Origin of the sequence: Paenibacillus pinihumi DSM 23905 = JCM 16419 (assembly GCF_000422505.1) — a bacterium.
GTDB lineage: Bacteria > Bacillota > Bacilli > Paenibacillales > Paenibacillaceae > Paenibacillus_D > Paenibacillus_D pinihumi.
Map to the genome: position 1 here is coordinate 895,040 of NZ_KE383864.1, position 26,645 is coordinate 921,684.

At 46.3% G+C, this 26,645-nt stretch carries 27 protein-coding genes; 3 read left to right on the forward strand and 24 right to left on the reverse strand.

Annotation, left to right across the window (positions count from 1 at the left end; all coding sequences use genetic code 11):
• Positions 1-11: 11 nt before the first annotated feature.
• From H583_RS0118325 to H583_RS0118370, 11 genes are read right to left on the reverse strand one after another with little or no spacing between them, the layout of a single operon-like run.
• Positions 12-1,250, reverse strand: coding sequence for a DegT/DnrJ/EryC1/StrS family aminotransferase (locus H583_RS0118325; RefSeq protein ID WP_028561746.1), 1,239 nt, complete (start codon positions 1,248-1,250; stop codon positions 12-14).
• The gene (locus tag H583_RS0118330; protein ID WP_036709933.1) at positions 1,219-2,175 is read right to left on the reverse strand and encodes a glycosyltransferase family 2 protein; all 957 of its coding nucleotides are present in this window, start codon (positions 2,173-2,175) and stop codon (positions 1,219-1,221) included. Before H583_RS0118330 ends, H583_RS0118325 begins: the two co-directional genes overlap by 32 nt.
• Before the next feature lies 1 nt (position 2,176).
• Positions 2,177-3,277 (reverse strand): radical SAM/SPASM domain-containing protein, encoded by a 1,101-nt coding sequence (locus H583_RS0118335; protein ID WP_028561748.1) that lies wholly within the window; start codon positions 3,275-3,277, stop codon positions 2,177-2,179.
• Positions 3,274-3,543: a phosphopantetheine-binding protein gene (locus tag H583_RS0118340; protein ID WP_028561749.1), complete on the reverse strand. Its 270-nt coding sequence runs from the start codon at positions 3,541-3,543 to the stop codon at positions 3,274-3,276. Before H583_RS0118340 ends, H583_RS0118335 begins: the two co-directional genes overlap by 4 nt.
• A gap of 19 nt (positions 3,544-3,562) precedes the next feature.
• Positions 3,563-4,660: a radical SAM/SPASM domain-containing protein gene (locus tag H583_RS0118345; RefSeq protein ID WP_161631206.1), complete on the reverse strand. Its 1,098-nt coding sequence runs from the start codon at positions 4,658-4,660 to the stop codon at positions 3,563-3,565.
• 8 nt (positions 4,661-4,668) lie between these two features.
• On the reverse strand, positions 4,669-5,820 hold the full coding sequence (locus tag H583_RS33380; protein WP_036709936.1) for a DegT/DnrJ/EryC1/StrS family aminotransferase: 1,152 nt from the start codon (positions 5,818-5,820) through the stop codon (positions 4,669-4,671).
• A complete protein-coding gene (locus H583_RS0118355) occupies positions 5,821-6,606 on the reverse strand; it encodes a PIG-L deacetylase family protein (protein WP_028561751.1) in 786 nt (261 codons plus the stop codon). It abuts the gene before it with no gap.
• Complete coding sequence (locus H583_RS33385; protein ID WP_161631207.1) at positions 6,599-7,594, reverse strand: carbamoyltransferase N-terminal domain-containing protein; 996 nt, start codon at positions 7,592-7,594, stop codon at positions 6,599-6,601. The genes H583_RS0118355 and H583_RS33385 overlap by 8 nt, the downstream gene beginning before the upstream one ends.
• A 22-nt stretch (positions 7,595-7,616) precedes the next feature.
• On the reverse strand, positions 7,617-8,249 hold the full coding sequence (locus H583_RS35405; protein WP_051236596.1) for a carbamoyltransferase C-terminal domain-containing protein: 633 nt from the start codon (positions 8,247-8,249) through the stop codon (positions 7,617-7,619).
• 14 nt (positions 8,250-8,263) lie between these two features.
• Positions 8,264-9,328, reverse strand: a complete 1,065-nt coding sequence (locus H583_RS35410) for a carbamoyltransferase N-terminal domain-containing protein (protein ID WP_051236598.1) — start codon at positions 9,326-9,328, stop codon at positions 8,264-8,266.
• Positions 9,329-9,345: 17 nt separating this feature from the next.
• The gene (locus H583_RS0118370) at positions 9,346-10,770 is read right to left on the reverse strand and encodes a class I adenylate-forming enzyme family protein (protein ID WP_028561752.1); all 1,425 of its coding nucleotides are present in this window, start codon (positions 10,768-10,770) and stop codon (positions 9,346-9,348) included.
• A 448-nt stretch (positions 10,771-11,218) separates the two neighbouring features.
• Between H583_RS0118370 and H583_RS35415 the strand changes: the two genes are divergently transcribed.
• Positions 11,219-11,989 carry an AraC family transcriptional regulator gene (locus tag H583_RS35415; protein ID WP_028561753.1) on the forward strand — a complete coding sequence of 257 codons (771 nt, stop codon included), beginning with the start codon at positions 11,219-11,221 and terminating at the stop codon, positions 11,987-11,989.
• Between the two features lie 245 nt (positions 11,990-12,234).
• Here H583_RS35415 and H583_RS0118380 read toward each other — a convergent pair whose 3' ends face one another.
• The 13 genes from H583_RS0118380 to H583_RS0118435 form a co-directional block, all read right to left on the reverse strand.
• Positions 12,235-14,064, reverse strand: coding sequence for a UbiD family decarboxylase (locus tag H583_RS0118380; protein ID WP_028561754.1), 1,830 nt, complete (start codon positions 14,062-14,064; stop codon positions 12,235-12,237).
• A gap of 181 nt (positions 14,065-14,245) precedes the next feature.
• Entirely contained in the window at positions 14,246-15,028 is a 783-nt protein-coding gene (locus H583_RS0118385; protein ID WP_028561755.1) for a DUF4097 family beta strand repeat-containing protein, read from the reverse strand.
• Complete coding sequence (locus H583_RS0118390; RefSeq protein WP_028561756.1) at positions 15,021-15,680, reverse strand: TetR/AcrR family transcriptional regulator; 660 nt, start codon at positions 15,678-15,680, stop codon at positions 15,021-15,023. The genes H583_RS0118385 and H583_RS0118390 overlap by 8 nt, the downstream gene beginning before the upstream one ends.
• 96 nt (positions 15,681-15,776) lie before the next feature.
• Entirely contained in the window at positions 15,777-16,127 is a 351-nt protein-coding gene (locus H583_RS33400) for a hypothetical protein (protein ID WP_051236600.1), read from the reverse strand.
• Between the two features lie 317 nt (positions 16,128-16,444).
• On the reverse strand, positions 16,445-17,146 hold the full coding sequence (sigK, locus tag H583_RS0118400) for an RNA polymerase sporulation sigma factor SigK (protein ID WP_028561757.1): 702 nt from the start codon (positions 17,144-17,146) through the stop codon (positions 16,445-16,447).
• 174 nt (positions 17,147-17,320) lie between these two features.
• Positions 17,321-17,479: a hypothetical protein gene (locus tag H583_RS37615; protein WP_245585955.1), complete on the reverse strand. Its 159-nt coding sequence runs from the start codon at positions 17,477-17,479 to the stop codon at positions 17,321-17,323.
• The gene (locus tag H583_RS33405) at positions 17,436-17,819 is read right to left on the reverse strand and encodes a methyltransferase domain-containing protein (protein WP_051236602.1); all 384 of its coding nucleotides are present in this window, start codon (positions 17,817-17,819) and stop codon (positions 17,436-17,438) included. Before H583_RS33405 ends, H583_RS37615 begins: the two co-directional genes overlap by 44 nt.
• A 99-nt stretch (positions 17,820-17,918) precedes the next feature.
• Positions 17,919-18,620 carry a 3'-5' exonuclease gene (locus H583_RS0118410; protein WP_028561758.1) on the reverse strand — a complete coding sequence of 234 codons (702 nt, stop codon included), beginning with the start codon at positions 18,618-18,620 and terminating at the stop codon, positions 17,919-17,921.
• A 22-nt stretch (positions 18,621-18,642) separates the two neighbouring features.
• The gene (locus tag H583_RS0118415) at positions 18,643-19,392 is read right to left on the reverse strand and encodes an NAD-dependent protein deacylase (protein WP_028561759.1); all 750 of its coding nucleotides are present in this window, start codon (positions 19,390-19,392) and stop codon (positions 18,643-18,645) included.
• On the reverse strand, positions 19,376-20,014 hold the full coding sequence (locus tag H583_RS0118420) for a CPBP family intramembrane glutamic endopeptidase (protein ID WP_036709938.1): 639 nt from the start codon (positions 20,012-20,014) through the stop codon (positions 19,376-19,378). Before H583_RS0118420 ends, H583_RS0118415 begins: the two co-directional genes overlap by 17 nt.
• A gap of 401 nt (positions 20,015-20,415) precedes the next feature.
• A complete protein-coding gene (locus H583_RS0118425) occupies positions 20,416-21,405 on the reverse strand; it encodes an ABC transporter substrate-binding protein (protein WP_028561761.1) in 990 nt (329 codons plus the stop codon).
• Positions 21,395-22,558, reverse strand: coding sequence for an alpha/beta hydrolase family protein (locus H583_RS33410; protein ID WP_051236603.1), 1,164 nt, complete (start codon positions 22,556-22,558; stop codon positions 21,395-21,397). Before H583_RS33410 ends, H583_RS0118425 begins: the two co-directional genes overlap by 11 nt.
• A gap of 144 nt (positions 22,559-22,702) precedes the next feature.
• The gene (locus H583_RS0118435; protein WP_028561762.1) at positions 22,703-24,277 is read right to left on the reverse strand and encodes an AraC family transcriptional regulator; all 1,575 of its coding nucleotides are present in this window, start codon (positions 24,275-24,277) and stop codon (positions 22,703-22,705) included.
• A 238-nt stretch (positions 24,278-24,515) separates the two neighbouring features.
• Between H583_RS0118435 and H583_RS0118440 the strand changes: the two genes are divergently transcribed.
• Both H583_RS0118440 and murA read left to right on the forward strand, forming a co-directional pair.
• Positions 24,516-25,328, forward strand: a complete 813-nt coding sequence (locus tag H583_RS0118440) for a DeoR/GlpR family DNA-binding transcription regulator (RefSeq protein ID WP_028561763.1) — start codon at positions 24,516-24,518, stop codon at positions 25,326-25,328.
• Entirely contained in the window at positions 25,315-26,613 is a 1,299-nt protein-coding gene (gene murA / locus H583_RS33415) for a UDP-N-acetylglucosamine 1-carboxyvinyltransferase (protein ID WP_036709941.1), read from the forward strand. Before H583_RS0118440 ends, murA begins: the two co-directional genes overlap by 14 nt.
• Positions 26,614-26,645 lie beyond the last annotated feature (32 nt).

A 26,645-nucleotide genomic window follows, 5' to 3' on the forward strand; every position in this document is an offset into this window, starting at 1 on the left:
GACAATTCTCCTTATTCAGATAAGCAAACCGCTATTTTATTGAGTGCTCCCACTATATCATAGATGTCTTCTTCCGTACCGAGTAGCACGGTTTGCGGCAGCCATACAGTGCTCTGTACGAATCGTTCAGCTGTCGGGCATTGTTTGCGGTAACGATTTCGCTCTTCCTCGTTTAAAAAATTTCGGCAATAGTCAATATCAAAAGCCAAATGCGTATAGCCAGCGTGACAGGGAATTCCTTCCGTTTCCAAGTAGATGGCCAGCCGCTTGCCACTAAGCCTGCCTCGCCAGGCTTCTCGGATTTTCAGCAGATAGGAGTAGTTGCCATGGGAAGCATGACTGTCCGTCAGTTCTATTGGCTCTACGATAGGATGGTCTTGGAGAAGCAGATCCAGCTTTTGACGGCGGACTTCCTTTCGAATTTGCTGCTGGTCAACCTTATCTAACTGTGTAAGCGCCAGTGAAGCTTGCAGCTCCGTTGGACGATAATTCTCGCTTATATGCGTGTGTGAGCGCCAATCGCCGCCAAACGGCCTACCACAGCTATGAATCGAAAACATTTGCTGAAACAGGCTCTCCCGATTAGTAGCAACAAATCCGCCTTCCCCACAGTTAAGAGATTTTGAAGCTTCAAAGCTGAACATTGAAATATCTCCATAAGCAGCAACATGCTTATCCATAAATCGACTCGATAACGCATGCGCATTATCCTGAATGAGCAGCAGATCGTGCTTGTCGCACAAACGGCGGATTTCATCCATCTGACAAGGATGACCACCGCAATGCATAATTAGCAAAGCTTTTGTACGATCTGTGACTGACGCTTCGATCAATGACGAATCGATGTTACCTTGTTCATCTATATCAACAAACACGGGCTTAATACCACATTTAAATAGCGGCGCAATCGTGCTGAAGAAGGTGTACGGCGTTGTAATCACTTCGCTTCCCGGTTCCAACTGCAATGCCTGGAAAATTAAATGCAGCGCAGAGGTGCCGCTATTCACGAACACCCCGTGACTCATTCCGATCCGGTGGGAGAATATTGATTCGAACCGCCCAGTCCTGCTTGTCGTTTCATAAGTGAACTTCAAATGATTCGTTGCATTGGCCCTGGACCAAATGCCAGATTTCAACGTTTCCATCACACCGTTCACATCGTTGTCGTCGATTTCCGGCCATACAGCGAACGGCTTCGTCCGATAAGGAGTCCCTCCTTTAAGAACAAGTTGTTGACGGGTCTTTTCCATGTTGAATCGCCTTCCTCCACAATAGAATAACTTCTTCTTCCTTTAATTTCCTTCCAAGGAACTCGTAGAGGTAATGAATACAAGGATCCGAATGCTTGTTCATAAAATAATTCCTGCTTTCCAGCAGCTGATCCTCCGCCGCTTCATGGGCATGCGTCATATGATATACGCTCGCTTCTTCAGCATACACGGCTCTAGCACCATCGTTGACTAACCGATAACCCAACTCAAAATCCTCGCCCCCCCATACGCGAAACATGGGATCGTAACCACCTACTCGGTGAAAAAGTTTCATTCCAACGCTCATATTTCCTCCCACACAGCCAATCCAATGACACGATGTGAGCGACTCGTCCGCAAGGGTGCTGGCAATGAGTTTCTCCAGCCGGGCGAGTCTTCGGTTCCGTTCTGCAAACCGCTTCCAGTTGCCGAACACCTTGTCATAAGACAGCAAGCCCCGCGTCAAATCAAGACGAGCCGGTTGACCTTTTAAATAAGGAAACCGTTTCCCTGATTCCGGATCCATAAATGGAGTCAGCTCAAGCAAATCATAGATTCGCCCGTGAACGAAACACGGCTCAGATTGATTATCGTGAAGGCAAGCATGTTGCTTTATAAAGTCTGGTGGAAGAAGAATATCGTCGTCTATAAACAGTAGAATCTCCCCTTTAGCCAGCTGCGCCCCCTCATTCCGTGCCATCGATCTCCCACGATTCTCCGTCCGATGCACGATTAGCCAATCGGGTACTTGCATGCAAGAGGTGGCGAAGGAATCTAAGAGCGGTGTCTTAGACCCGTCATCTACGACAATAACCTCGAATGGATATCCGGCCGTATCTTGACGCATAAGTGACTCCCATACGTATTTAAATCTTGGCCATTTATCGTAATAGGGGATAATGACCGAGACAAAGGACCGACTCAATTTATTTGGCCCCTTTCCAGCTCCCGAATTCTTCTTTATCCCATAATTGGCAGCATTTATAACAAATCGGAAGGGGTTTTCCTCCGTAGAAATCCTCCAAAAATTTAATTCGCTTCTCCGAATTCCAAATGTCCATAATCGATTGTTCAAAAAGGTTACCCAGTTTAAAATCTGGAAAATCAGGACAGAGCACTACGTCTCCGTTAGGCTGGACATTGATTTTATGATCGATGCTCCAACATCCCTTAGTTTTGTCTCTCGGAATCGGCCCCCTTGTCTGAAGATACACTTTATAATCGTCTGGCTCCTGAAAAATGTCAGGATAAGTGACCAGCTTGCCGTGGCGTTCCTTCATTTGATTGGCCTGTCCTATACCGTTTTTATATTGCTCTGGCGTAATGTCCTCCCCTTCAAAGCTGTCAATAACTTTAAAGTCGTCATAGGAGAATCCATAGTCCTCCACCAGCCTTTCTTTGTACTCTTGAATCACATCCTTGGGATATGACATCAGCAGTTGGAAGAACGATGTACTGAATCCGTCCTCGATGACGCGGTCCGCAATATCAGAGAGATAATCTACATTATCAGGAATAATGACTGTAGAGCTCGAAATGATAGGGAATATTCGCTTCATCCCATTAATTTTGTTAATGCCTCGCTGGATTTTAGCATACAGACCTTTATGATTCCGCACTTTGTCATGCTTGTCTCCTTCTGCATCAATCGACACCTGAAGGAAGTCAAGCTTCGACGCTACTATTTGCTCGGCAAGTTCCTCCAGTTTTGTGCCGTTGGTCACCATGAAACAGCGCATATACCGCTTCTTAATGGCGTGAATTATTTCGAAAATTTGCGGGTGAAGCAGCGGCTCTCCTCCCCACAGATTGACATGACGTATGCCTGATGCGACGGCATCATCCAATATCAGCTCGATCTGCTCAAGCTCCAATGCCATTTTAAATCCGTTTTCCACCAACGATTTTGCATTTCGTCGAATATCATTTTGACCACAGAACGAGCATTTTAAATTGCAGTTATAGGTCAAGAGTATGGTCAGAATAAGAGGACGTTCATAGCCAATTGCCGTAGCTTCATGATTCATAACACAATCCTCTTTTTCAATGCTGCTTCTATCAAGTTCAATAGAAGATTAAGATCCGTTAACGTATTCTCGTTGAGACAGTCGTCTTCGAATTCAAATTCATATTCGCTTTCTATCGCCAGCAAAAATTCTAAAACGTCGATAGAGGTCATACGATACGTGTGGACGAAATTATCGGGAGCGCCCTCCAATGGCTCCGTATTAATAAACAATTTACCTGCAATCTCTTGCACCTTTTGTCGGATCGTCTCTCTTTGCATTTTCATCTATCCCCTTCTTATTATCTTATGAATTGATAAACAAATGGCTGAGCTGCTCTTTCATCTGGCAGCACTGTTCGCTTTCGACCAAAGCGAAAACTTCCGGGTCTCCCCCACGGCAGAATCGTTTTACCACGCAATTAGCGCAGACGCCATGCCGCATCAGCCTGCCAGAACGTTCCTTAATGAAGGAACGCATATTGGCCGCGCCGTTCTCCCACAGTTCCCTAATGGAATGTTGCATGACATTGCCGATGAACCAACGGTCATTGTTGATAAAGCTGGTGCTGCCCGTAACATCACCGTTATGCTTGATAAACAACGCCTTGCTGAACGCTGTGCTCCCCATTACCTCTGGAAAATAAACCAGTTGCAAATTACTCAAAAGTTTTATATTGTCAAGTCTTGATACAAAAGGAAACATGTAACTGGGGGTCACGAACAACACTTGAAATTCATCGGGGCATCTATGTTCTATCCATTTCGAGATGATGACTAGCGTATCCAAGATTTCTTCCGGACTCAGTCCGTAATCTTGTCCCTTAGTTTTGCTACTGACATCAACCATACATTGAATGTCGATGCCCACCACGCCCAAAGCTGCGGTAAAGTCTAGCATCTGCTCAATCTCCCGGTATGTCCCTTTTTGAAGCACATAATTAATTTTGACCGGACCGAGACTTTTCTCCAGATAACGATCAATATTAGAAACAACCCGCTTATGTAGCCCCTTAAACCCCCGCGTAGAATCATGAAGGGAAGGATTTGCGGAATCAATGGATACATGCAACTCCGTAATTAAAGGACGATTTTGATCGAAGTCTTCAAGATACTTATCTAATAGCAGCCCGCTTGTCACGACCTTGCTTGCAGCTGATTGATTTTTTATCGCCCTTAGCAACGTCATCAGGTGGGGCCATACAAACGGTTCCCCGCCGGCAATATCATAAGTATGAACGCCAAGAGCAGCGCCTTCATCCAAAAGCCGGAGATACGTCTCCAGCGGCAATTCATTCCTGTCCTTATTCACTTCTTCGACGTAACAGTAGCTGCAATTAAGCGGGCATCTCATTGTCGGATAGAAATGAAGTGTATCTGGAAAATCAGTTCCATTATGATTCATAGTGCTGATCATCCGCCTTCCTTCCTCATAAAATCACAAATTGCGGCAGATACGGTTTCCAGATCGTCATCGGTAATACCCGGAAATATCGGCAGGCTCAACAGTTGATCTGCAAACTTTTCCGTATGCGGCAAGCTAAAGGACGCTTTCGGGAAACGGGGCCGAAAGTATGGAAAACGATAAACCGGCGTAAAGTGTATTGTTGTCTTTATTCCGGAGACATTCAATTGTTTGATTAGTCGGCTTCTAAGTTCCTGCGGCACCCTGATAACGAACAAATGCCAGGAATGCTCTCCGTCAACCGGCTCGGTCGGCAACTGAATACCAGGTATGCCGTCCAACTTTTGCAAATATTGTGCGGCGGCCTGCTTCCGAAGCTCGTGCATTGTCTCTGCCTTCTTCAACTGCTCCCGCCCGATGGCCGCTTCAATATCCGTCATATTGTACTTGTAGCCAAGCGTATCCACCGTGTATTGCAAAGAAACATCTGAAGCCGGGTCGGAACCTTCCAGACGCGTCATCCCGAATAAACGTTTACGCACCATCTTATCCGCCATCACTTGATCCGACGTGACGATCATGCCTCCATCACCGATTGATAAAGCTTTTGTCGCATGAAAGCTGAAGCAGGTCGCACTTCTTGTATTCGGAAGCGCTTGGCCAATTCTTCTCCCTTTGTAGGTTGTAGAAAAAGCATGAGCCGCATCCTCTATGATTGCAAGACCGTGCTGACTTGCAATGTGCTGCAGCGCATCCAGATCGCATGGATAGCCTGCGTAATGGACGGGCATGATCGCCTTTGTTCGATCAGTCACCTTCTCAGCAACCGATTTAGGGTCCAGGCAGAGCGAGACCGGATCGATATCCGCGAAGACTGGGACAGCGCCGAGATACTCGATTGCTAGGATCGTGGCGCAAAATGTAAGCGGTGTTGTAATCACTTCATCGCCGGGGCTAATATCCATCGCGTCTAACGCCAGATGCAGCGCGCTCGTACAAGAATTAACCGCGATGGCATACTCGGCGCCGATATACTGTCTAAAATCCTTCTCAAAAGAAGACACGATAGGCCCTGTTCCGATTAAATGACGCTTGAGCGCCTTTGTAACTGCCTCAACCTCGGACAAATCAAAGTATGGCCTATGAAACGGAACCCCCATTCACTTAATCCTCCTAATCCAGACAGCCACCTTCTCCAAATGCGTTGATAGCGAATAAGCTTGGCGGTCCGTTATTTGAGAGTAAAAGATCGATATACTCTCCGTTTTTCTTCTCGTTTCTTTCTCTGTCGGATGATGCTCCAGGCACCCTTCCATTTGAAAGTCTTCTATTTCAAATTTTTCCCAGTTAATCATTCGCGAGTATTGGCTGTACGGTAGCTCGTGGTAGAACAATAGCCCTTTAATGCCAGGCTCCGTTTTGGCTGCATGAATAACGGCCTGTCGAAGGGCCAGATGATCGCAATGACCGCCAATGCCGGCAGGTGCCCAAATAAAAGAAGCGCCGCTTTGGACAATTTTCCGTACAGCGTCCACAACGACCGACCAGTTACCGTAGCCCAGGCCTTCATAGTCAAGGCCCGCGTCCTGATACAAGTTCGTTCGAAACAGCCGGCGAACGCTTGTAACACCTCGGTAGCCCGCCTCCTCCAAATCGAGCCGATTAATTTGATGACCTTCCGCTTCAAACCATCGCCGCTCCTCATCCTTGAGAATCGATACGGTGTTTTCATCATGCTCATACTGACGAATATTGAAAAACTCCTTACCAAACACCGTCCAAAACTCGTAATTGCATTCATTAAGCAACTTTCTTTCCAGCAGATGCCCAAGCGAAAAAGGAATATCATCCAAGTGCGGTTGCAAAAACAAATGCCGTCCGTGTAACCGTCTCAGATAATCAGCACTGAGTGTCCCCGGCAAGTTCCCCGCTATTGAGCTAGACATAAACCGCCCCTGTCTTTCGTGGTAATTGTCCAAGCACATGCGCGCCGTAATAGGCCGCTCCAATGGAGGTTCCGTTGTCACCAGCTGCCGGTTGAATGAAGAAGCGTTTGAACATGCCTGTTTTATAAAGCTTGTAATTCGCAACGCTGTTTAACGCAACGCCGCCGGCAATACAAATCTCGTCTAGGCCCGTTACTCGTCTTAGGTAAGCCGCCGCATGAATGACAGCTTCTTCTACGATTTTCTGAGCTGCCCAAGCCAAATCCGCCTGAACTTCGAAATGCTCCAGCGGCAGCTGACTTCCAAATTCAAGCAAAGCATCTAACTGCTCCAACGGAAATATAAATCTTCCTTCCTCACCGTAGTCAACAAATGCGCGCAGAGCTTTATAGTATTTATCCGTTCCGTATGGAGCAAGCCCCATCGTCTTTCCTTGATCAAACGGGCCGAAGCCTACGAAATGTGTTACGATATGGTAGAATCCGCCAATCGAATGCTCGGTAGGATCAATCGTCTCCCCGTACTGTTTTCTGGAAATTGCTCTTCCACCATGCGAAACGATATGATCGATTCTATTTTCCTCACCGACCCATAATGAGATAGAATCGAGAACGCCCTCATGTTCAGAGTTCCCTGCGCCATCTATGACGAGAATCGCCGCTTTATTGAACGACGAAGGATAGAAAGCGCTTGCTGCATGCGATAAATGGTGATTGATAAAGCAAATATCCGCTTTACGCGCAGTACGAGCGTAATAATATTTTTCTAGCGAGCTATTGGCGACAATAAAATCCGCCTGCTCCAACTGGACTCCTGTCTGACTCAAGGTGTATTGAAGAGCAGGAGTTTTCAGCAGTTTCTGTCCCATCCCGGGAAAGAAGCTGTGCTTCTCGCGTAATATACGCTCGTCTTCGATAAAACTAATAATACGATCATTCTTAAAAATACAGGTTGAAAAGTCATGACCCGACCCTCCGTAACCTATCACGATCATGGCGATCCCAACTTTCTTATAGTTTTACGACATGCACATCCCCCAAATAAAGCTCGTCAAAATTGCTTCCGAGAAAACAGCGAATGGCGTCCTCTGGCGTCTCGACAATCGGCTCGCCCTTTACATTAAAGGATGTGTTCAAGACGACCGGAACGTCTGTCATTTCGTAAAATGTTTCGATTAGTTGATAATAGTGTGGATTAAGCTCCTTCATGACCGTCTGTAGCCTGCCGGTTCCGTCAATATGTGTGACGGCTGGGATGATACTGCGTTTACGGGGCCATATGTCGGCTACCATTAGCATGTAAGGAGACGGAATGGCCAAATCAAAATACTCCTGTTGATGCTCCCACAGAACCGAAGGAGCGAATGGCCGAAACCCTTCCCTGAATTTGACTCTAGCATTGACAATGTCCTTCATCTCGGCACGGCGCGGATCCGCCAGAAAGCTGCGGTTGCCCAGTGAACGCGGTCCACACTCCGCTCCACCCTGGAACCAGCCAATAATTTTCCCATTTGCAATCGATGCTGCCGCTTCCTTAAACACGTTCTGGCATTTCCGAGCCGTAACCCGGTCTTCATACCGATTAATGGCAGCGGCGATTTCAGCTTCTGAATACGTTCTTCCCAAATAGGGACTGAATAACATAGACACTCACCTCATCAACCATGATTTACAACCGACCTGGCCTGCCATCTAGGCTGATTCATTATCACATGCCAGCCGTAATAGGCTGCTCCGATGGAGGTGCCGTTATCTCCGGAGGCCGGTTGTATAAAGTAATGCTTAAAAAGTCCCGTTTTATAGAGCTTATAGTTGGCAACACTGTTCAAGGCGACGCCTCCGGCCATGCACAAACAATCGGATTGTGTCAATTGCTTTAGATGCGAAGCTGCATGAATGACGGCTTGCTCGACTATGCATTGCCCCGCCCAAGCTAGGTCTGCACGAATCGCAAACTGTCGGTCCTCATCAAGCTCCCGCTCCCACAGTGTTCTCATCTCGAAGAGACGTTTAATCTGCTCGGGTCCGCATTCAAATCTTCCCCGGTCCGACAGCCGGACAAGTTTCATCATCTCGGGAAAGTAACGACTTGTACCATAAGGAGCCAGTCCCATCGTCTTGCCTTCTTCATGAAAACTGAAACCACAAACATAAGTTAATACTCCATAAAACCCCCCTATCGAGTCCGTAACAGGATCAATTGCATTACTATAGGGTCTAGCATCATATCGATATCCTATTTGCGTATCCAATATTTCAATTTTATTACCATTGCCGTATCCTAATGTGCATACCTCTAATGGTTGAGCAACTGACTCTACTTCTTCCTGTCCTTCGTAATTGCTTCCTCCGCCATCGATTGTCAATATAGCCGCTTCATTGAACAGTGAAGGTAAAAAAGCACTTGCAGCATGAGAAAGATGATGATTAATTCGTTCAAATCGTCTAACTTTAGATTGTAGTCTATGATAATAAAACTTGCTTAGAATATCATTTCCTACCACCAAATCCAAATTACTCCAAGTTAATCCAGTTGCATCTAGACATGCGTCTGATGCATTATACTTAATTAAGTCATATGAGGAACCTTTATAAAAAGCATGCTTTCGACGGAGCAATCTCTCATCCTCAATGCAGCATTTCATCTCCCCTCCTTGTAATAAACAACTTGAAAAATCATGAATTGATCCTCCTATCCCCATTACTATTGGCTCCATTGACATACTGCCACCTCCAACTATTACGATTTAGGCAAATCACTGAAAATGATTTTTCCAGTCGGAGATCTCGGTAGTCGATCGACCAGAAAAATCTTACTTGGTAATTTCTGCGGGTTCAGACGTTCCCGGCAATAAGCTAATATTTCTTCTTCCTTTACCTGATCCGATACTGAGACTATAGCAAATACCAAGTCGGAGCCACTTCGATGTTTCCCAGCATATACGTGCACATCGGTAATAGATTTCATACTCCGCAGAATGGAACTTACTTCAATTGGATTTACTTTTACACCGAATACATTAATCATTTGCTTAATTCTTCCCTGAATCAGTATTCGTCCGTCTTCGTCTAGTGAGCCGATGTCTCCGGTAGCAAAACTTCCTTCCTCATCAAATGACCGGTCGATATTTCCATCGGGGAGCAGATATCCGTCCATCATCGACAAGGTTCTCACCATAATTTCCTGATAAGACTCCTTCTGTGAAATACTGACCTGATTCCCCCCTATTAGATAACCAACATTACCTTCAATGAACTTACCGCCATCTCGGTCAATACTAATTTTCCCGGTTTCAGTTGTACCGTAAGCCACTGTGATAGAATAACCAAACTCTTTATAAAATCGATTGTATAACCCTATCTCAAGCGGCGATCCTGCCGTCAAAATAGTTGAGGGTAGAGACTTCTTTGAAACATTCAATTTCAGCAGCAACTCCAACATAGGTGGAACAGCAGTTAAAAGGTTAAACTCAATCTTTTCTAGAACCCTCAACAAAGACCGAGGATTAAATTCATCCATTAAAAATAGATTAGATGAGGTACATAGTGATAACATAAAAGCGCTTCCAAATCCAAAAGCGTGATTTAATGGTAATGGACACAAAACACTTCCACCATTTGATAGTTTTAAGGCCGAGCTGATCTGGAGCGCTTCAACTTGAGCAGACTCTCTTGATCGTACACAAAGTTTCAATTCACCTGTAGATCCCGAAGTTGGTTGTATATATACATTAGATTTTTTCAATATTCGGCTATCTTCCTGTGTTTGAATAATTATGAAACTGGAAGTATTGTCGTTAAATTTTTTTCGAATGCAACTTTCTTCGTTTTCCAACAGTGCATAATCTCGTTCAGACCAACTATCGGTAACTATTGTCTTTAAGCAATATTTTCTCTTCAACTCGAGCCATTCTATTGGTTTCGTTTGATTCGACAATAAAATAGGAATTGCTCCAAAACGTTGTAACGAAAAAAAATGAAGAATAAACATCGTACTTGAAGCAATAATTAATGTAACCGGCTCTCCAGGGCGTATGCCTGCATCCTTATACTGCCTCGTTATACGACTCATTCTACTGAATACATCCGCTTTTCTCATTACTGTATTATTGCTTAAATCAAATATTCCCCCGTCGAAATGTTCAAGAATAGTATTAAAATCCATTCAAACTCACCTTTATCGCAGTCTTTTTTTAATCCAGTAACAATAAATATGGAATTTATAACAATATTAGCATAATAATCACGAGTTATTCAATTCAATCTGTATAAGTGGAAAGAATCTTTATTTTGTAGAATTGCTGAATCTATTAATACTTGATTTCTCAAAAAAAGGAATTCATAACCATTATTATAAAATAAATATAAACTCCTCCCATCTTAGTATAATTAAGCATAAGCAACCTAGAGGCATTGCATCGGTTAGGGTGGTCGACTCAGGCCATTGGTCAACGACCTGCTGATAATGCCCTAATTTTTATCAAAATATACCCTAAAGTCGAAATAATTTATATTTTTACGAAATTAAAACAACAAACCCTTATCTTGTATTTTTCATGTTTTATAGTTAATATGATATTATCACCAGTATCAATATAGTGATGCTATAAGGAGTGATTCTCATTAAATTTACAATATCCTTTATCATACAAAATGGCTGGATCGCTCCCACTGAATCATTTGCATGCGAAAATAATTGGTTTTTTATTATAGCCCATACACCGCTGACTGTAATCTGGGATAATTGTAAAGATAGAATTGAGTCTGACGATATTGTAATCGGTTCAAATTTTGACATCATTAATGAGAGTAACCATCAAATGGGACAATTTTGTTGCATCGTATTTAATCCAAATATAAACATTCCTCCATGGAAACACCCGTCAATCCTCACTAAAAAAAAAAAAACTATCTATTCCATGATCTTACCTTTAGTAGAAAAAGCAATTAAAAACAATCCTATCCCATCGTCGCTTCAGGAAATAAGTAATAACCTGTTCCGTTTGTTTGAAATGCTTCAGATAGATGAGGCTTTTAAACCTAAGAATAATAAGAAGATCTCCAACAAAATTGACAATAGACTTATTTTAATAAATAGATATATTAGAAATAATCTAAATAAAAATATAACATTGCAAGAACTTGCCGATTTGATAGGTTGTAATCCTATTTATTTAAGTAATACTTACTCTAAGGTTTTTAACATTTCACCTATCAGACATTTACAAATAAAGAAAATTCAAAAAGCGAAACAACTTTTAAAAGAGACTAATCTCAGTATTGCCGATATTTCGTCTAATTTAGGATTTTATTCAATCTCCCATTTCTCGGATCTATTCAAAAAACATATCGGAATATCACCAAGCAAATTTAGGAAAATATAAAGTTTATAGGAACTAAACATGTATTTTAGCTCCTAGCATTAGATATTAGTGAAACAAATTAATAGCTAACTTTTCAGCGGAAACTCAGAAGGCTGTTGGAAGAATGAAGCTGAGGGAAGTCCAAAAAAAAGAACCGCAAAGGTGACCCGACTTGAAATCGTACCGCCACCTTCACGGGTTTTGTCTATCATTTCATATTGCTTTCCTATAACTACATTTAACTCAGGTTCGGATGCATTTCACTATTATAGCTTGATGCTACCGAGACTCGCTCCCTTGACAAACAAGCGCTCAATGCTTTTCTCTACCGCCGGGTCTGGGACCAATGGCGGCGCATGGTGAGGCTTGATTCGCGCATCCAGGATCATATTGTCACAAGCCCAATGCTTGTCCTTGTAATAGCTGTTCACACCATGGATATCATGTGAAGGATTGCTGCGCGTAAAGGCGGCCCACAGGAAATTATTCAGCGTGTCTCCCATGAAGGCAGCGTCATCACACAACACAATGAGCGGGCATGAATGCAGTTCGCCTTTTGATGCAATCGCCTCGGCAAGCTGCTGGATATTCTGCTGTGCCTTGCCATAGTCTGTGAAAGCCGGGCCCTGAACAGCAACAACACCCGGCATGATGAGGCTCACTGCCTCGAAGCCGCGCAGTGCTTTAAGCTGCTCCGGTACTTCTTTACACAGTTCCCGTTTCTTGTCGCCGCAGGCCGCGAACACGACTTTACTGCCTGTGTTCAGGCCTGTACCGGAGTAGTCCAACGTGTCAATCGTTGTATTCGTATAAAAATGAATATCACGGTGCAAATCCAGCCGCTCCAGAATATACGCCAGGAAATCGATCTCATGATGGGAATCCAGCGGCTGGTCTTCTTCTGCGGCTATGAAAAGGAATTTTGCCAGACTGAGCTGTCCTGTTCCCAAAATGCGGTTGGCAAGCGTCAAAATCTCCGCCGGCTGCTTGGCCTTCTCATACGGTGTGTACCGCTCGCTGCCGATTGCAAACAAGAGCGGGTGCACACCAGCGGCATCCACAGCATGCACTTCCTTCACACCCGGTATTTCATGCTTGATTGCATCGCCTGTCAGTTCATGAATGAGCGCACCGAATACGGTATCCTCCTGAGGCGGGCGGCCCACAACCGTAAACGGCCAGATTGCATTCGGCCGCGCGTACACTTTATGCACCTTCATAACCGGGAACGGATGTGTCAAGCTGTAATAGCCCAAGTGATCGCCAAACGGCCCTTCGGGCTTCGTATCGTAAGGATGAATTTCGCCTGTGATGACGAAATCCGCATCATTGCTGACACAAAAACCGTCCTGATAGCTATAGCGGAAGCGGCGCCCCCCGAGAAGTCCGGCAAAGGCCACCTCGCTGAGCCCTTCCGGCAGCGGCATAACAGCAGACAGCGTATGCGCCGGAGGCCCGCCGACAAAGCAGCTGACCTTAAGCGGCTCCCCGCGCTTTACTGCCTTGGACTGATGCACCCCGATGCCGCGGTGAATCTGGTAGTGCAACCCAATCTCTTTGTTCATCTCGTAGTCATTTCCGCTCAGTTGTACGCGGTACATCCCGAGATTGGAATTCATCGGCCCCGGCTTATCGGGGTCCTCGGAATATACTTGAGGCAAGGTCACAAAGGCGCCTCCGTCCATTGGCCAGTGGTGGATGAGCGGCAGATCGGAAATCTGAATTTCCTGCATCGCTGACGCGCCTCCCTGCGACTTCATAGGCAGCGCCTTCCATGCCCCAAGCGCTGTATCTACATGCTTAAACGGCTGCTTCATGGCCTTGATCGGATCATTGCGCAGAGCGACGACATTTGTAGCAAGGTCCCAGGTCTGCCGGAAAATAAAGCGGCTTCGTTCCATCGTCCCGAACAGATTCGATACTGCGCGGAACTTTGACCCTTTTACATTTTCAAATAGTAAAGCAGGTCCACCCGCCTCATATACCTTCAGGTGAATAGCTGCCATTTCCAAATAAGGGTCCACTTCCTCACGGATGCGGATCAGATGCCCATTCCTCTCCAAATCAATGACGCATTGTTCCAAATTTTCATACATGAATTGATTCCCCCATCGTAATCCCAAACATTCTATGTTCTATTATGCAGCTTTTGTCTGGTGAAAGACAAGGAATAGGGGGGATTGGTCAAAGAACGTACACTTCTTGGCATGATGAACAAGGCTGATCCTTCGTTTCACCCCAGCCTTTAGCTTTTGCTGCTGGTTTACCATTCTTTCCTTATCTTAGTCCCTTTCTATTTAACTGAAATTGTCCTCCCCATACTTTAACCGTGTATTCTCTTTTGCCGCCGGCATAAGTCAAATGGTTTCCGTTGGAAACCAAGGGAAACTCACTTTTGATGCCACCTGGCGTTTTTTTAACATGGATGTTGAAGCCATCATTTTCCGGTATGGAGACCGTGATCCTGGCTGACGTGGAAACAGAATGAATCTGCTCAGGGACACTCAGAGAATTGATTGCCGCCCTTCCTCCGGTGAATCTGGATTCTATACTTTGATATTTTCCGTTCAATTCTGCAGTTGATGATGTGGATCGGATACACATTTGCCTGGCATTCAGACTAGTCCCTATTACCTTCGAACCTGTGATATGCAAATCCAGTTCTCCCAGTTCACCTGACACATTCGCACGGCCGGAAGTAATCCGGCATTTACAGGACTCCGCGTGGAGTCCTGCAACGCTTAATTCTCCGCCTGTAAGCTTAATGATTATGGAGTTCAAACGTTTCTCGGGAAGGTACACTTCCAGCGTGGTTCGGCTCATGTTGAACCCGATATTCAGAAATCGCTTCCTTCCATCTGCTATAAGCAGCTCCTGGCCTTTCTCCTCCACGTAAAAAAGCTTGGATGCAGGAAAGCGGTCCGTTGTTTTTTGCACAATGCGAAGCTCATCTTGTCCGCTTGGTAAAATACACAATTGACTCGCAAACCAATCGATGGTGATGTCAGAAATCAAGCCATTGACAACCAGTTCTTTACGTATCGTCAAGCCGCTAGCCATTCTTGTTGTACGCTCCTGTATCGGAATGCCTGTCGGCAATTTTCTGAATGAGTGAATCATTTACAATATCAACACCGAGGGTTCTCATCATGTGCTGCAAAAATCGCAGCCGGCTCACTGTGCTCTCCCGTGTTCGGTTAAATAGGAATGGATTGATCCAAATATTGACGAGCAGCATAAAGACTTCCGCGCACTCAGCTGGAAATTCGGTCGTGAGCGATCCGTCTTTTGTACCGTCTATAATCAATTGTGCAATCGTCGGAGCATTTCTATTTACACTTTCCTGAATGCCCGTAACGACGAATTGCGGGTTTTTGATTTGTGTAACAAGAACTTTATCCATGGAATGCAATTCATCATCGACAATCAGCACTTCCAAAATATAAACCAGCTTCTCCCTGGCATTCGCTGCCTTCGAACGCTTAATCAAGTTATCCAGCACTCTTGCCGCATGATTAAACTGTTGTTCCATAACTGCAGCCAGGATGTCCTCTTTCGAACTGAAGTGATGATAGATTGCACCTTTGGACATTCCCAGCTCATTTATGATATCCTGCAAACTGGTTTTATCAAATCCATTTTCAGTAAACAGCCTGGCTGAGACTTGCAAAATCATTTCAAGTGTCTGCTCCGGGTACTTGTTTCTTGCCATAAGAAACCTCCTTTACATACCGACGGTCGGTATTTATCATAACTAAAAAAGCTGAATTTTGTCAAGATAAGGAAATATCGTTATTGCGTGATAAAACTAAATACGATTTAATCTGTCATTGCGCTCCCTAAAGGACACCCACTTCAAGTACCGCCGCAATCCAATAAAGCTGATCCAGGCAATCCCTAACAAAACCCCGCTGAGGAGAAGCGCGGCTGGCAAACTTAGCAGCTTGGGAATTTCATAGCCGTTAGCGATCCCCATTCGAACCCAGTCGACCCCAAACGTACGCAGTACGCCACCAGCTACCGCAATGAACGCGCAGATTGTGAAGCCCACGGAGATAACACTAAGAATGGGTACCACGAACATGCCTATCAAACCTGATGAACAGTAAAACCAAGCCTTGCGGAGAAACAACCTTGAATTTCTCGAATGTGTGGCCATCTAAGCCCTCCTAAAATTTCCACCCTTATTGGAGTAGATCAGTGAATCAGCGAGCCATGCCCATTGCGTATTCTTTTTTTATGTTTCAATTCGAGCAAATACAACCTCCTTTCTTACCGCTATAATACTACACGCATTCCTTTTTATACCACTATTAATTCTTCTGCTCTCGAAGCTTGCTTTTCTGACCTTCGTATAAGATTCCAATTTTTAATCTGGATACAACGAAAAAGATCGAAATCATAGGCAATACGTCGCCTGAATTCGACCTTCGCTCCGCTTGAAGAGTCATGCAATGCCCTGAACAGAAAAGAGGCTTAACCTTTTGTCTTGTAAAACTCATGATAAAGCTTCATCAGCGCCCGCTTCTCAATCCTTGAAACATAGCTCCTGCTAATGCCAAGCTCCTTCGCAATTTCCCGCTGCGTGCGTTCCTCTCCTCCAGCTTCCAGGCCAAAGCGCCCGACGACAACTTCCTTCTCCCGGTCATCCAAAATATCGAGATTTTTATAAATTTTACTCTTTTCAATCTTGAGTTGTACTTTGTCTACTACATCATCAGCCTCTGTACCCAGAATATCGATTAGGGTAATTTCATTTCCTTCTTTATCTGTACCAATGGGATCATGAAGTGAGACGTCCTTGCGTGTCTTCTTCAGCGACCGAAGATGCATAAGTATTTCGTTTTCTATACAACGGGCCGCAAAGGTAGCCAGCTTGGTTCCTTTCCCGGCCTGATAGCTTTCAATCGCCTTAATCAGACCAATTGTTCCGATGGAGATCAAATCCTCCAAATCCTCGCCGGTATTGTCGAATTTTTTGACAATGTGAGCAACAAGCCGAAGGTTATGCTCGATCAGCAAATTACGGGAATGCTGATTGCCTTCGGCAAACAGCTTCAGATGCTTCGCTTCCTCTTCCTCTTGCAACGGCTGTGGAAATGCATTGTTTTTGACATACGAAACAAGCAGCGACAGTTGCTTGATAAACATGGCAATTGCCGCGAACAATCCTGGCATGAATCGGCCACCTCCACGCTGTATTACCTGTCCGGGGTCATTCCCTTATCCAGGCGAACATTGAAGTCTGTTCTTAAGTGTATGTGGGTATGCGCCCATTCGTGCCTGTACGTCAGCAGATTGCGACAATTCGTTATGCCGGGTCTGTCCAACCAATAAACTGCTGCCAGAGAATCATTTTATTGCAGCTATTGAGAGCCACTGCGGCAATGCCGCCAAAGGGTTAACTTTCCAATCGCACAGCATCGCAAGCTCCTCCCCTGTCCGTTTGTCCTCTTCAGTAGAGGAGTCATCGACCCAAAATGCCCCGTCCTCTGCATACATTTCCTCCATGTGTTAAGCCTGATAAGGCCAGCGCATTTGTTAAATCTTGAATACGCCACTTATAAGTTGGCGGCTCTCCGAAAGGACCTGTAGCATCATAGGGTTTCACGGCAATTAATTGTTCCGTATTCGAACTTAAAGGCCGCATAAACGGGTGAATATCAAACATGATATACCTTCCTCCAGTTTTAAGCACCCTGCTTATATTTTGATACATGGCATTCAAATCATTAATCCAAACATGCACACCATTCGAGGTGTATACCAGGTCGTAGGCATCACTTTGTATTTGTCCCAGCTGCATCGTATTCTCGCAGACAAATTCAATATAATTCTCCCTGTGATCCATTTTCGAACTGTTCACACTCTAGTGAATTTGTCCAAAGCCAAAGCTCTGATTACAAGCAAACATAGAGGTTTATATTTTTGACAAATAGTCGGGTTTAATTTATATGATATTCCCTTCATCCTTGCGATTCAATGGCAAAACAAACTTTTTCACCCTCAGTTCATGTTCAATTATTAAATGCTGTTGATTGAGCGATTGGTATTCCTCCAGGACCGCACACAGTATTCTGGCGATGAGGATGCTGTCTCCCAGAGCGTTATGCCGCTGCACATCATCGGAACAGATATTATAGAAGCTGATTAAAAAATCTGTCGAACACACTTCCTGAATCTCAGGATGGAGAGCAGAGAATAAAACCTTTGTATCCAGCATCTCCTTTTCCAGCGCCCCGAGCCCGTGCCTTTGCAACTCCTTTTGCAGCAGCGGATAGTCATATTCAAACCCGCACTGTGCAATTAAGACCACATCGTCCCCCATAAAACCGCGAAACTGCCTGATCGCGGCTTCCAATGAAGGCGCAGACGCTAATGACTCATTCGTGATGCCCGTAAGCTGTTCAATCTTGGGAGGAATGGGCTTTGATGATTTCACCAGCGTATCAAACATCCGATTATGATCGATTTCACCGTTCACAACCATAACAGCGCCGATCTGGGTAATACAGTCCTCATTCTCATCCGGCCCTGTCCCTTCCAGATCAAACACACAATAAGTTCGCTTCGCAAGATCATGAAGCTGTATATTTTGAACCGTATAATGGTGTTCGTCCTGATGTTGAATTAAAGGCTTGAATCCTGTCACCGCTGGTTGCCCTCCTTGAATTTTATCCTTCCCGTTCCACCATCGCCTCGAGCACCTTCCCGATGCTGTCCTTCACGCGTATATTAGCCAGCCTGTCCATCGGTGTACCGCCTTTATTGATCAGCACCATCCGATCCCCCTTGTACAAGCGGACCAGCCCCGCGGCAGGCTGGACGGTCAGCGAGGTGCCTGCAACGATCAGCATATCAGCTTCGCTAATATGTGCAGCAGCCCGCTCCAGCACTTCCATGTCCAGACTTTCCTGGTAGAGCACCACATCCGGCTTAATTATTCCGCTGCACTGACTGCACCGGGGGACGGCCCCTTTAGCCTCAATGACCACAGATAACGGATACGATTCCCTGCAATTCATACAATAGTTCCGCTGCACAGAGCCATGGAGCTCCAGCACATTCCGGCTTCCTGCCAGTTGATGCAGCCCGTCAATATTTTGGGTGATGACCGCCTTCAATTTCCCGCGCCGCTCCAGCTCTGCTAACGCCAAATGCGCCTTGTTCGGCTTGGCTCCCGAATAGATCATTTTCGAGGTATAAAATTGGTAGAAATCTTCAGGATGCGCCATAAAAAAATGCCGGCTCAGCATCTCCTCCGGTGCCAGCTTGCGGTTCTCCCGGTTGTTAAACAAGCCGTCCGCCGATCTGAAATCCGGAATCCCGCTCTCTGTCGATGTTCCTGCCCCGCCAAAGAAGACAATGCGCTCACTTTGGAGGACAAATTGCTTCAGATCATTCAAATTATAGTTGTTTTCCATTCCGGTCCTTCCTTCCTGATATGGAGTAGCAGACAGACATCATATTAAACTGGATATGAAGCATCACAGCTATAAGTATGGACTGCGTTAAATCTGTAACAGCTCCGAATACAACTCCACCTGCGAAGGCAAAAAGCATGTATCTTATGCTTGACTGATTCAGCTTATAATATTGCAAATGTGCAATAGCAAACAAGACAGCAGAAATCACGATTGGAACAGAAACAGGCAAGTATAGCACCTCAAATGAGGTTGTATACAGGAGCGATTGATTCAAGATTGGAATAATCAAACCTCTAAATATGATTTCTTCAATAACCGGATACGCCACGATAAAATTGATTTGATTGAATTTCCCTTCAGGTTGATAGCCTGAATACTTGGAAATCCACAGATTGGCAATCACGATAATTAATGCAGCAGGCCATACCTTTTCGTAATGAACAGGCAGATTAAATATATAATGATCTTGTACAAAAAATGAAGAGATGATCGCGATAACTCCCCAAACATACACCACGTATCTTCCGGCTTTGCCAATTACACTTCCAGTTTTTCTGAATACTGCTTCCAATACCTTAAAGGAAAATGTTAAAAGCAGCACCACGATCAGAGAAATCATCACAGCTGTCACTCCTATACCGTACACCTCTTTAAGAAATAGGGATTTCCAAAAACATAATTGGATTCATATCAAATAGTATACATGAACAACATGAAATCCGATATTTTTTCCCCGGCACTTCTCCATACTTGTTCTAAGTTGTCGGGTCAAAATCAGCATTCGTATCCCGTATGACATCCGAATCTTGTAATCCGGCTGCCGGGACATCAATGCCTTGGCATTGCCCCAGAGCACATTATACAAACACAGCGTCCAGAAAAAATTGAATTTGCAGCTATCACTCTAACAAAATTAGCGATAAAAAAGACGCTTCCATCCCGCGTATACAGCGGTTTATAAACGTCTCACAACTTCAATGCTAACTGTCCAGCATGCTCTCCGGCTTAACTTCTATATCATTAATTCTCGAAATAGCGTGTCAAATCATCCAGCATGGAATTGGCCGCGTTCGGGCCGTAGCCGCCAAACCAGGAATCAGAGGCAACCTGATATACCTGGTTGTTTTTGACTGCCTTCATATTTTTCCATACCGCCAGATTTTGCAGCTCATTGTAAATTTCATTGTTATCATTAATGAGCAAAATATAATCCGGATCAATTTCCGGCAGTTTCTCATTGGATAATACCTCGTATCGGCTTTCCGGGCTGGTAACCGGGAAGACCGACGGCCTGGTGAAGCCCATATCATCGTACAGCCACCCGTAATCCATGTCCCCGTAATAACGGACATCATTCCGAATGCGCAGCACCATCAGCGTTTTGCCGGAAGTCCGCTCTTTAATTTTCTCCGCTATCTCTTTTTTATGATTTTCAAAGCCGGTAATGATCTCTTCTGCCTTCCCGGACAAACCGAAAGCAGAAGCGGTCGCGCGGAAGGCTTCCTCCCAGTTCGGAGCTACATAGCCATTTTCCAGCATTGCTGTTGACGCGATTTTTGCATATTTTTCATAAATTTCGCTGCTGTTCGTATCGGTCACGATCAAATCCGGCGCTTCCTCCAGCAAAGTTTCAAGATTGACGCGCCCCTGCTCGCCAATAATTTTAACATCCTTCAAGAACGGCTGCAGATAAGCAGGGAAATCCTCATTTTGCGATTTTACCGTTAAGGCAGGCGTCAAACCCAGCGCAATAAAATGATCCGTTAAATACGTCACAGTAGTGGCGATATTTTTTGGCTGCTGCGGCAGTGTATGCTCGCCCTTGATATCCTTGAAAGTAAATGTTGTCCCCTGAACTGTACCCGCAGCAGAATTGCTGGAATTCTGCTGGTTCTGCTCCTGCTCGCTGCTGCCGGAGGGCGGCGGAGTCTCTTGCTTCCCGCAAGCCGCCATCAAAGCGGCCATTAAAATCAATATCATCACTATAAAGTATTTTGCGTTATGCTTCATTTGCTGTATGCTCCTTTATATCTTTGTCCTGCCCGCGATTCGTCATGACACGGGTGCTGGCAATTAATCCTCTTGCATCGGTAATATTCATGAAAAAGCTGCTTGCCCCGGCAGGCAGACGCGCCGTCGCTTTGCTTATTGCCCCGTCCAGGACAGCGTCTGTGGCTGTCCACCCCGCATCTTGCCGACTCAGTCTGTCTGAACACCAGTAAAGCTGTGCCTTCACGGCAGGATATGCCGCATTGTAATGAACGACAATCTCCTCCCCCTGCCGGAGTACATCCCCAATCTGTGGAAGCGGCATGCTGTCCTTCACCACACTGTCCGCAAATGCAAATAGCTCCTGCGCTGTACAACCCTCCTGGTAGGAGTGCCCCATTCCATCCCGAATGCTCAATCTGCTTGCCGGCTGATTGCTCCTGTTCAAATCATAAGAACGAATAAAAATGGATAGCGGAAAATGCGTATCCCGGCTGCTGTTCAACCATAGCATCGGCAGTTTGCTTTCCGGCAAATATGTTGAAGGGTCCCATAAAAGGCGTGTCTGAAGAACTGCTTCGGGAGGCATGCCCGCGATTGCTGCACCGTACAGACTCCCCGGTTCATGTAAAAAACCGCACCCGTATACGGGCATGGCGAAGCTGAGCCTGTCATCTAGCCCGGCTGCCAGACTTGTAATAATGCCTCCCCAGGAGATGCCGGTCATACCAACCCGCTGGCTGTCCACCTCCGCAAAGGAACGGAGCAAAGAATGGCCGCTCAGCACTGCCGCTACAGCATGGTACATCCACTGGTCGCTCACCGGGGCCATGTAATCCGTAAAAACCCCCTGCTTTTCAGGACCGCTCCACGGGTGCCCCGAAAGCTGCAAGCACTCCTTTAACTGCCATTCCGGGGAAGGAACATGTCCCTCCAAATCCATTGCCAGCGCAGCATAGCCCCGCTCATTCCATAACCTCACCCACTCCTTGAACGCCGTCCCCGCCCCTCCATGGACAAGAACAACAGCAGGAGACTTCTGCCCCGAGACAGTCCGGGGATGCCCGTAATAGGCAAAAATACGGGTCTCTCTCCCTTGATAGGGAAGCCCTTCATAAAAAAAAGCGCTCACTCTATCTTCATCGTACTCTGAAGCCGGATACACATTCGGCACCTGATACAGCTGCTCCAGATTCCAAGGTATGTCCCCTTTAATTCATCAACACCCCTTCATATTTCGATAATGATTTTCTTTCTCAATAAATACTATCACCCCTTCCCGTATATGAACATGGACAATAAGATGTTCACATCTGGATTATTGTCCGCCCATCAGCCTGCCTAAATGAAGCAGTGCGCGGTCATGCGACCAGGCGGAATATTCGAACAGTTTGTCCGTACCGATTTCATAAATCCGGCGATTTTGTACTGCTGTCAGACCGCGCCAGAGATCACTTCCTTGCAGTTCCTGCCATTGCCGCGCCGCGCGCAACGTTGGATCTACCATAATAAGCAGAACATCAGCATCATACCCGTCAAGCTCCTCACGAGCTACCGTCTGGAATACTTCCCTGTTCTTTACATGATGGGTAGGCATAAAATTGAAGTCGCCATACAGTACGGCTCCTGCATTGCGCCCTGCGTAAATGCGGTAATGCGAATCCATGACGCGTACAATATTCAAGGTCGCTCCGCCAATCTGGCGCCGGATGCTGCGATACACGTCCTCCGCCTTCCTGCTGTATGCCGACAACCAGGCTGACGCTTCATCCGTCTGTCCAACTGCCTCTGCAAGTTGTTCAAACTGCTGCCGCCAGTCTGCTTCCAGCCAAGAGACGGGAACGACGGTCGCAATTTGTCCGAGCTCAGCCTGGGCCTCTGGATTCAAAAAATCGGTGCAAAAAATAAGCTCCGGTGCTGCCTTGCGCAGCATGGACAAGTTATGTTCCCACAGCAGCCCTTTCCCTTCCTCGCATGAATGGAGGCGCAGCATGCGGCTGTATGGCTCATGATGATTATAGAGTGCCGCTGCCTTTGGCAGCAGCCGCAGTGCAAGCAGACTGCCCGAGAGCGGATCGGATACACAGGCAATATTGCGGCGGCGGCTCTTGACGAAGGCTGCCGGGGAACGTCCCGACTTCTGTTTAAAACGGCGGCTGAAATAAAATTCATCCTCAAAGCCGACTTCTCCTGCGGTCTCCTTCACGCGCCTGCCTTGCAGCAGCAGTTCCTCCGCCTTATCCATGCGGATATCCATTAAGTAAGTTGTTGGAGACTTGCCCGTTTGCCGCTGAAACGCATAAGAGAAATAACCTGGACTCAGTCCCGCCATATTCGCTAACTCGGCCCGCATCCAAGCCCTACCCGGCTGCTGCTCCATTAAACGGACAGTGTTTCCAATTGCATTAGCAGTCGTCTCCCCCTGTGATATGCGCTGGCCGTTCATCAGCGAGCCAATCAAGAGGTACAGAAGCGACTGCACTCTGAAGCTGTCCGGAATCACTGCGGTCTGAAGCTGCTCCAGTTCCATGCAGTATGAATTCAGTTGACGGCTGTCCTCCACACGGCACCACCCTTCTGCATAGCGATCCATCCGTATGAAGCGATTTTCACAAGTTTCCCCATAAGCCTCGAAGCGTACGCACCAGCCATTTAATGGCTCTTGACCGGCTGACAGATGAACGGGCTGCCCTGGTGATACGACATAGCCCTCTTTGGCCTGCAACCCCACAGCATCTGTTGCGGCATGAATCTTGCCCGCTCCGCTTTGACAGATAACAGCCGTATGCCGTTCATTTGCATCATAAGTCCGTTCTCCTCCTGCCGCAACGGAGAAGGCTTCTATGGAATTAAAGCGAAGCAATACAGCGGCTCCCTTCTGATCAGCATGCATGATCAAGCTCCTCCCCATGACCGGATTTGAGCCCCATTCCGGTCTGAATATAGAATCTGATTGTAATACCTCTTATCATAATGAGATCTGAAAATGTTGCAACTCATGGCGGGTAAAAATGAGTATTTTCTTAGAAACATGAAAGAACATTAAACACCCTGAATAATATAATTGACAATCATGAAGAATATGGCATAGGATAAGATCATATTACGCAATTCATTTGTGGAGGGACGATATGTTAGCCGAGGAACGCAGACAGCGTATACTGGATACGCTTGTCAAGGACGGCAGAATTGTTGCTAAAGAACTCGCGGATCAGTTTGAACTTTCGATTGATTCCATCAGGCGGGATCTGACAATTATGGAGCAGCAAGGTCTTCTGCAAAAAACATACGGAGGCGCCATTACATTGCCTTCTCCGCCGAAGGTTCGCACGCTGGCTCAGCCGCGTTCCATTCGTTATAGCCATGCAGCAGAACACCAGCACGCCATTTCCAGATGTGCGGCTTCTCTGATACAGCCTCATGACACCGTTTTTATCGGCGGAGCCGGGATTCACTATGGCATGCTCAGCCACCTTCCTCAGGATTTTCCATTTACAGTCGTCACCAACTCCCTTAAAATTGCAGAATTGATCCGCAGCCTAAGCCACATCGAATCTTATCTCATTGGCGGCAAACTGCGGACTAATGGCGAGAGCATGTTCGATACCGTTGCATTGGAAATCGTGAAAAAGTTTAATTTCGATATCGCATTCCTTACAGGCGGCGGGATTTGCCGGGACGGCATTAGTACAGCTACACCGGAGGGGGCCGCTTTTGCCCGTGCAGTCTCGGAGCTGTCCCGCCGCACAATTTGTCTTGCCCCGCATGAGAAGCTGGGCGTTAGAATGTTTGCCAAAACAATTCCGCTTCAGCAGATCGATTTGCTGATTACCGACCAGGGCGCCCCAGAAAAGATCATACGTGAAATTGAGCATCTTCATGTAAACATCATGATTGCGGATGAGGAAATTCCCATTGAAGGAGCGAACCATGAAAGCAATTAAAGTGGAACAAACAGCATCACTGCAAGGCTCTGTTAAAATTCCCGGCTCCAAGAACAGCTCGCTTGCCCTGCTTGCGGCAGCTTGCCTGTCAGATGAGCCTGTCACACTTCTTGGCATTCCAGATATTGCGGACTTAAGGGTCATCTATGAGCTGGGCGCTGAGCTGGGCCTTCAGGTTGATCGCACCCCTGCAGGAGCTGTTACACTCGATCCGAATAAAATCAGCCACACAACCCTTGATCCGGCAAAGTCCTCATCGTTCCGATCTGCTTATTATTTCGTCGGTTCCTTATTAGCGAAATTCGGCAAAGTATCCGTCGGCTACCCTGGAGGAGACGACTTTGTCAGCCGCCCGATCGACCAGCATATCAAGGCTTTGAAAATGATGGGAGCCTCCTTTACTTTCCATGAAAATAGATACACTGTAGAAGCCAGGGAACTGAGAGGCGCGACCATTTATTTTGATGTCGTAACAAGCGGCGCCACTATCAATATCATGCTTGCGGCAGCACGGGCAAAGGGAACGACAACGCTGCTGAATGCCGCGCGTGACCCGGAAGTCACGGACACCGCTAATTTTTTGAATCAAATGGGTGCTAAAATTGTAGGGGCCGGAACAGACACAATTCGCATCGAAGGTGTAGATTCCCTCAAAGGATGCACCTATACCGTGATACCGGACCGGTTGATTGCAGGCGCATTTTTAATGGCAGCCGGTATAACTGGCGGTTCTGTAACGGTAGAGGATATCATCCCGGAGCATCTGACTTCATGCTTGGCCAAGCTGCGTGAAATTGGCCTTGATATTCAGGAAGAAGCCACTTCAATAACGGCGCATTCTACAGGAATTCTTCGGGCTGTACGGGTAAGAACGGCCATGTATCCCGGCTTTGCTACCGACCTGCAACAGCCATTAACAGCCTTGCTGACACAAGCGGGCGGCAGAAGCATCATCGGCGAGCGCGTCTATCCGGCGAGATTCAATCATGCTTACCAGCTCATGCGAATGGGGGCCGAGATTAAAGTCCGTTCCGGCGTTGCCCTTATTCAGGGAGGGCGGCCGCTGCATGGCGCTCTGGTTCATGCGTCAGATGTGCGGGCAGGCATTTGTCTGATTTTGGCCGGACTCTGTGCCGAAGGCACAACTACAATTGCCGGGGTACAGCATATTGAGCGGGGTTATGAAGATGTGGTTGGTTCTTTCCGTGCACTTGGGGCACGGATAGGCATATATGAATCCGCTTCGCTTCCAGGCGTAAATTCAGCAATCCAGCAGTGTAATTAACTAAATGTCAAAACAAAGAAGCGAAGTTCCGT

Excerpts from the sequence above, each read along its gene's own strand:
- H583_RS0118325 (WP_028561746.1), bottom strand. The coding sequence starts at position 1,250 with ATGGAAAAGACCCGTCAACAACTTGTTCTTAAAGGAGGGACTCCTTAT.
- H583_RS0118335 (WP_028561748.1), bottom strand. The coding sequence starts at position 3,277 with ATGAATCATGAAGCTACGGCAATTGGCTATGAACGTCCTCTTATTCTG.
- H583_RS0118340 (WP_028561749.1), bottom strand. The coding sequence starts at position 3,543 with ATGAAAATGCAAAGAGAGACGATCCGACAAAAGGTGCAAGAGATTGCA.
- H583_RS0118345 (WP_161631206.1), bottom strand. The coding sequence starts at position 4,660 with ATGAATCATAATGGAACTGATTTTCCAGATACACTTCATTTCTATCCG.
- H583_RS33380 (WP_036709936.1), bottom strand. The coding sequence starts at position 5,820 with ATGGGGGTTCCGTTTCATAGGCCATACTTTGATTTGTCCGAGGTTGAG.
- H583_RS0118355 (WP_028561751.1), bottom strand. The coding sequence starts at position 6,606 with ATGTCTAGCTCAATAGCGGGGAACTTGCCGGGGACACTCAGTGCTGAT.
- H583_RS35405 (WP_051236596.1), bottom strand. The coding sequence starts at position 8,249 with ATGTTATTCAGTCCCTATTTGGGAAGAACGTATTCAGAAGCTGAAATC.
- H583_RS35410 (WP_051236598.1), bottom strand. The coding sequence starts at position 9,328 with ATGTCAATGGAGCCAATAGTAATGGGGATAGGAGGATCAATTCATGAT.
- H583_RS0118370 (WP_028561752.1), bottom strand. The coding sequence starts at position 10,770 with ATGGATTTTAATACTATTCTTGAACATTTCGACGGGGGAATATTTGAT.
- H583_RS0118380 (WP_028561754.1), bottom strand. The coding sequence starts at position 14,064 with ATGTATGAAAATTTGGAACAATGCGTCATTGATTTGGAGAGGAATGGG.
- H583_RS0118385 (WP_028561755.1), bottom strand. The coding sequence starts at position 15,028 with ATGGCTAGCGGCTTGACGATACGTAAAGAACTGGTTGTCAATGGCTTG.
- H583_RS0118390 (WP_028561756.1), bottom strand. The coding sequence starts at position 15,680 with ATGGCAAGAAACAAGTACCCGGAGCAGACACTTGAAATGATTTTGCAA.
- H583_RS33400 (WP_051236600.1), bottom strand. The coding sequence starts at position 16,127 with ATGGCCACACATTCGAGAAATTCAAGGTTGTTTCTCCGCAAGGCTTGG.
- sigK (WP_028561757.1), bottom strand. The coding sequence starts at position 17,146 with ATGCCAGGATTGTTCGCGGCAATTGCCATGTTTATCAAGCAACTGTCG.
- H583_RS37615 (WP_245585955.1), bottom strand. The coding sequence starts at position 17,479 with ATGGAGGAAATGTATGCAGAGGACGGGGCATTTTGGGTCGATGACTCC.
- H583_RS33405 (WP_051236602.1), bottom strand. The coding sequence starts at position 17,819 with ATGGATCACAGGGAGAATTATATTGAATTTGTCTGCGAGAATACGATG.
- H583_RS0118415 (WP_028561759.1), bottom strand. The coding sequence starts at position 19,392 with ATGGAAAACAACTATAATTTGAATGATCTGAAGCAATTTGTCCTCCAA.
- H583_RS0118420 (WP_036709938.1), bottom strand. The coding sequence starts at position 20,014 with ATGATTTCTCTGATCGTGGTGCTGCTTTTAACATTTTCCTTTAAGGTA.
- H583_RS0118425 (WP_028561761.1), bottom strand. The coding sequence starts at position 21,405 with ATGAAGCATAACGCAAAATACTTTATAGTGATGATATTGATTTTAATG.
- H583_RS0118435 (WP_028561762.1), bottom strand. The coding sequence starts at position 24,277 with ATGCATGCTGATCAGAAGGGAGCCGCTGTATTGCTTCGCTTTAATTCC.
- H583_RS0118440 (WP_028561763.1), top strand. The coding sequence starts at position 24,516 with ATGTTAGCCGAGGAACGCAGACAGCGTATACTGGATACGCTTGTCAAG.
- murA (WP_036709941.1), top strand. The coding sequence starts at position 25,315 with ATGAAAGCAATTAAAGTGGAACAAACAGCATCACTGCAAGGCTCTGTT.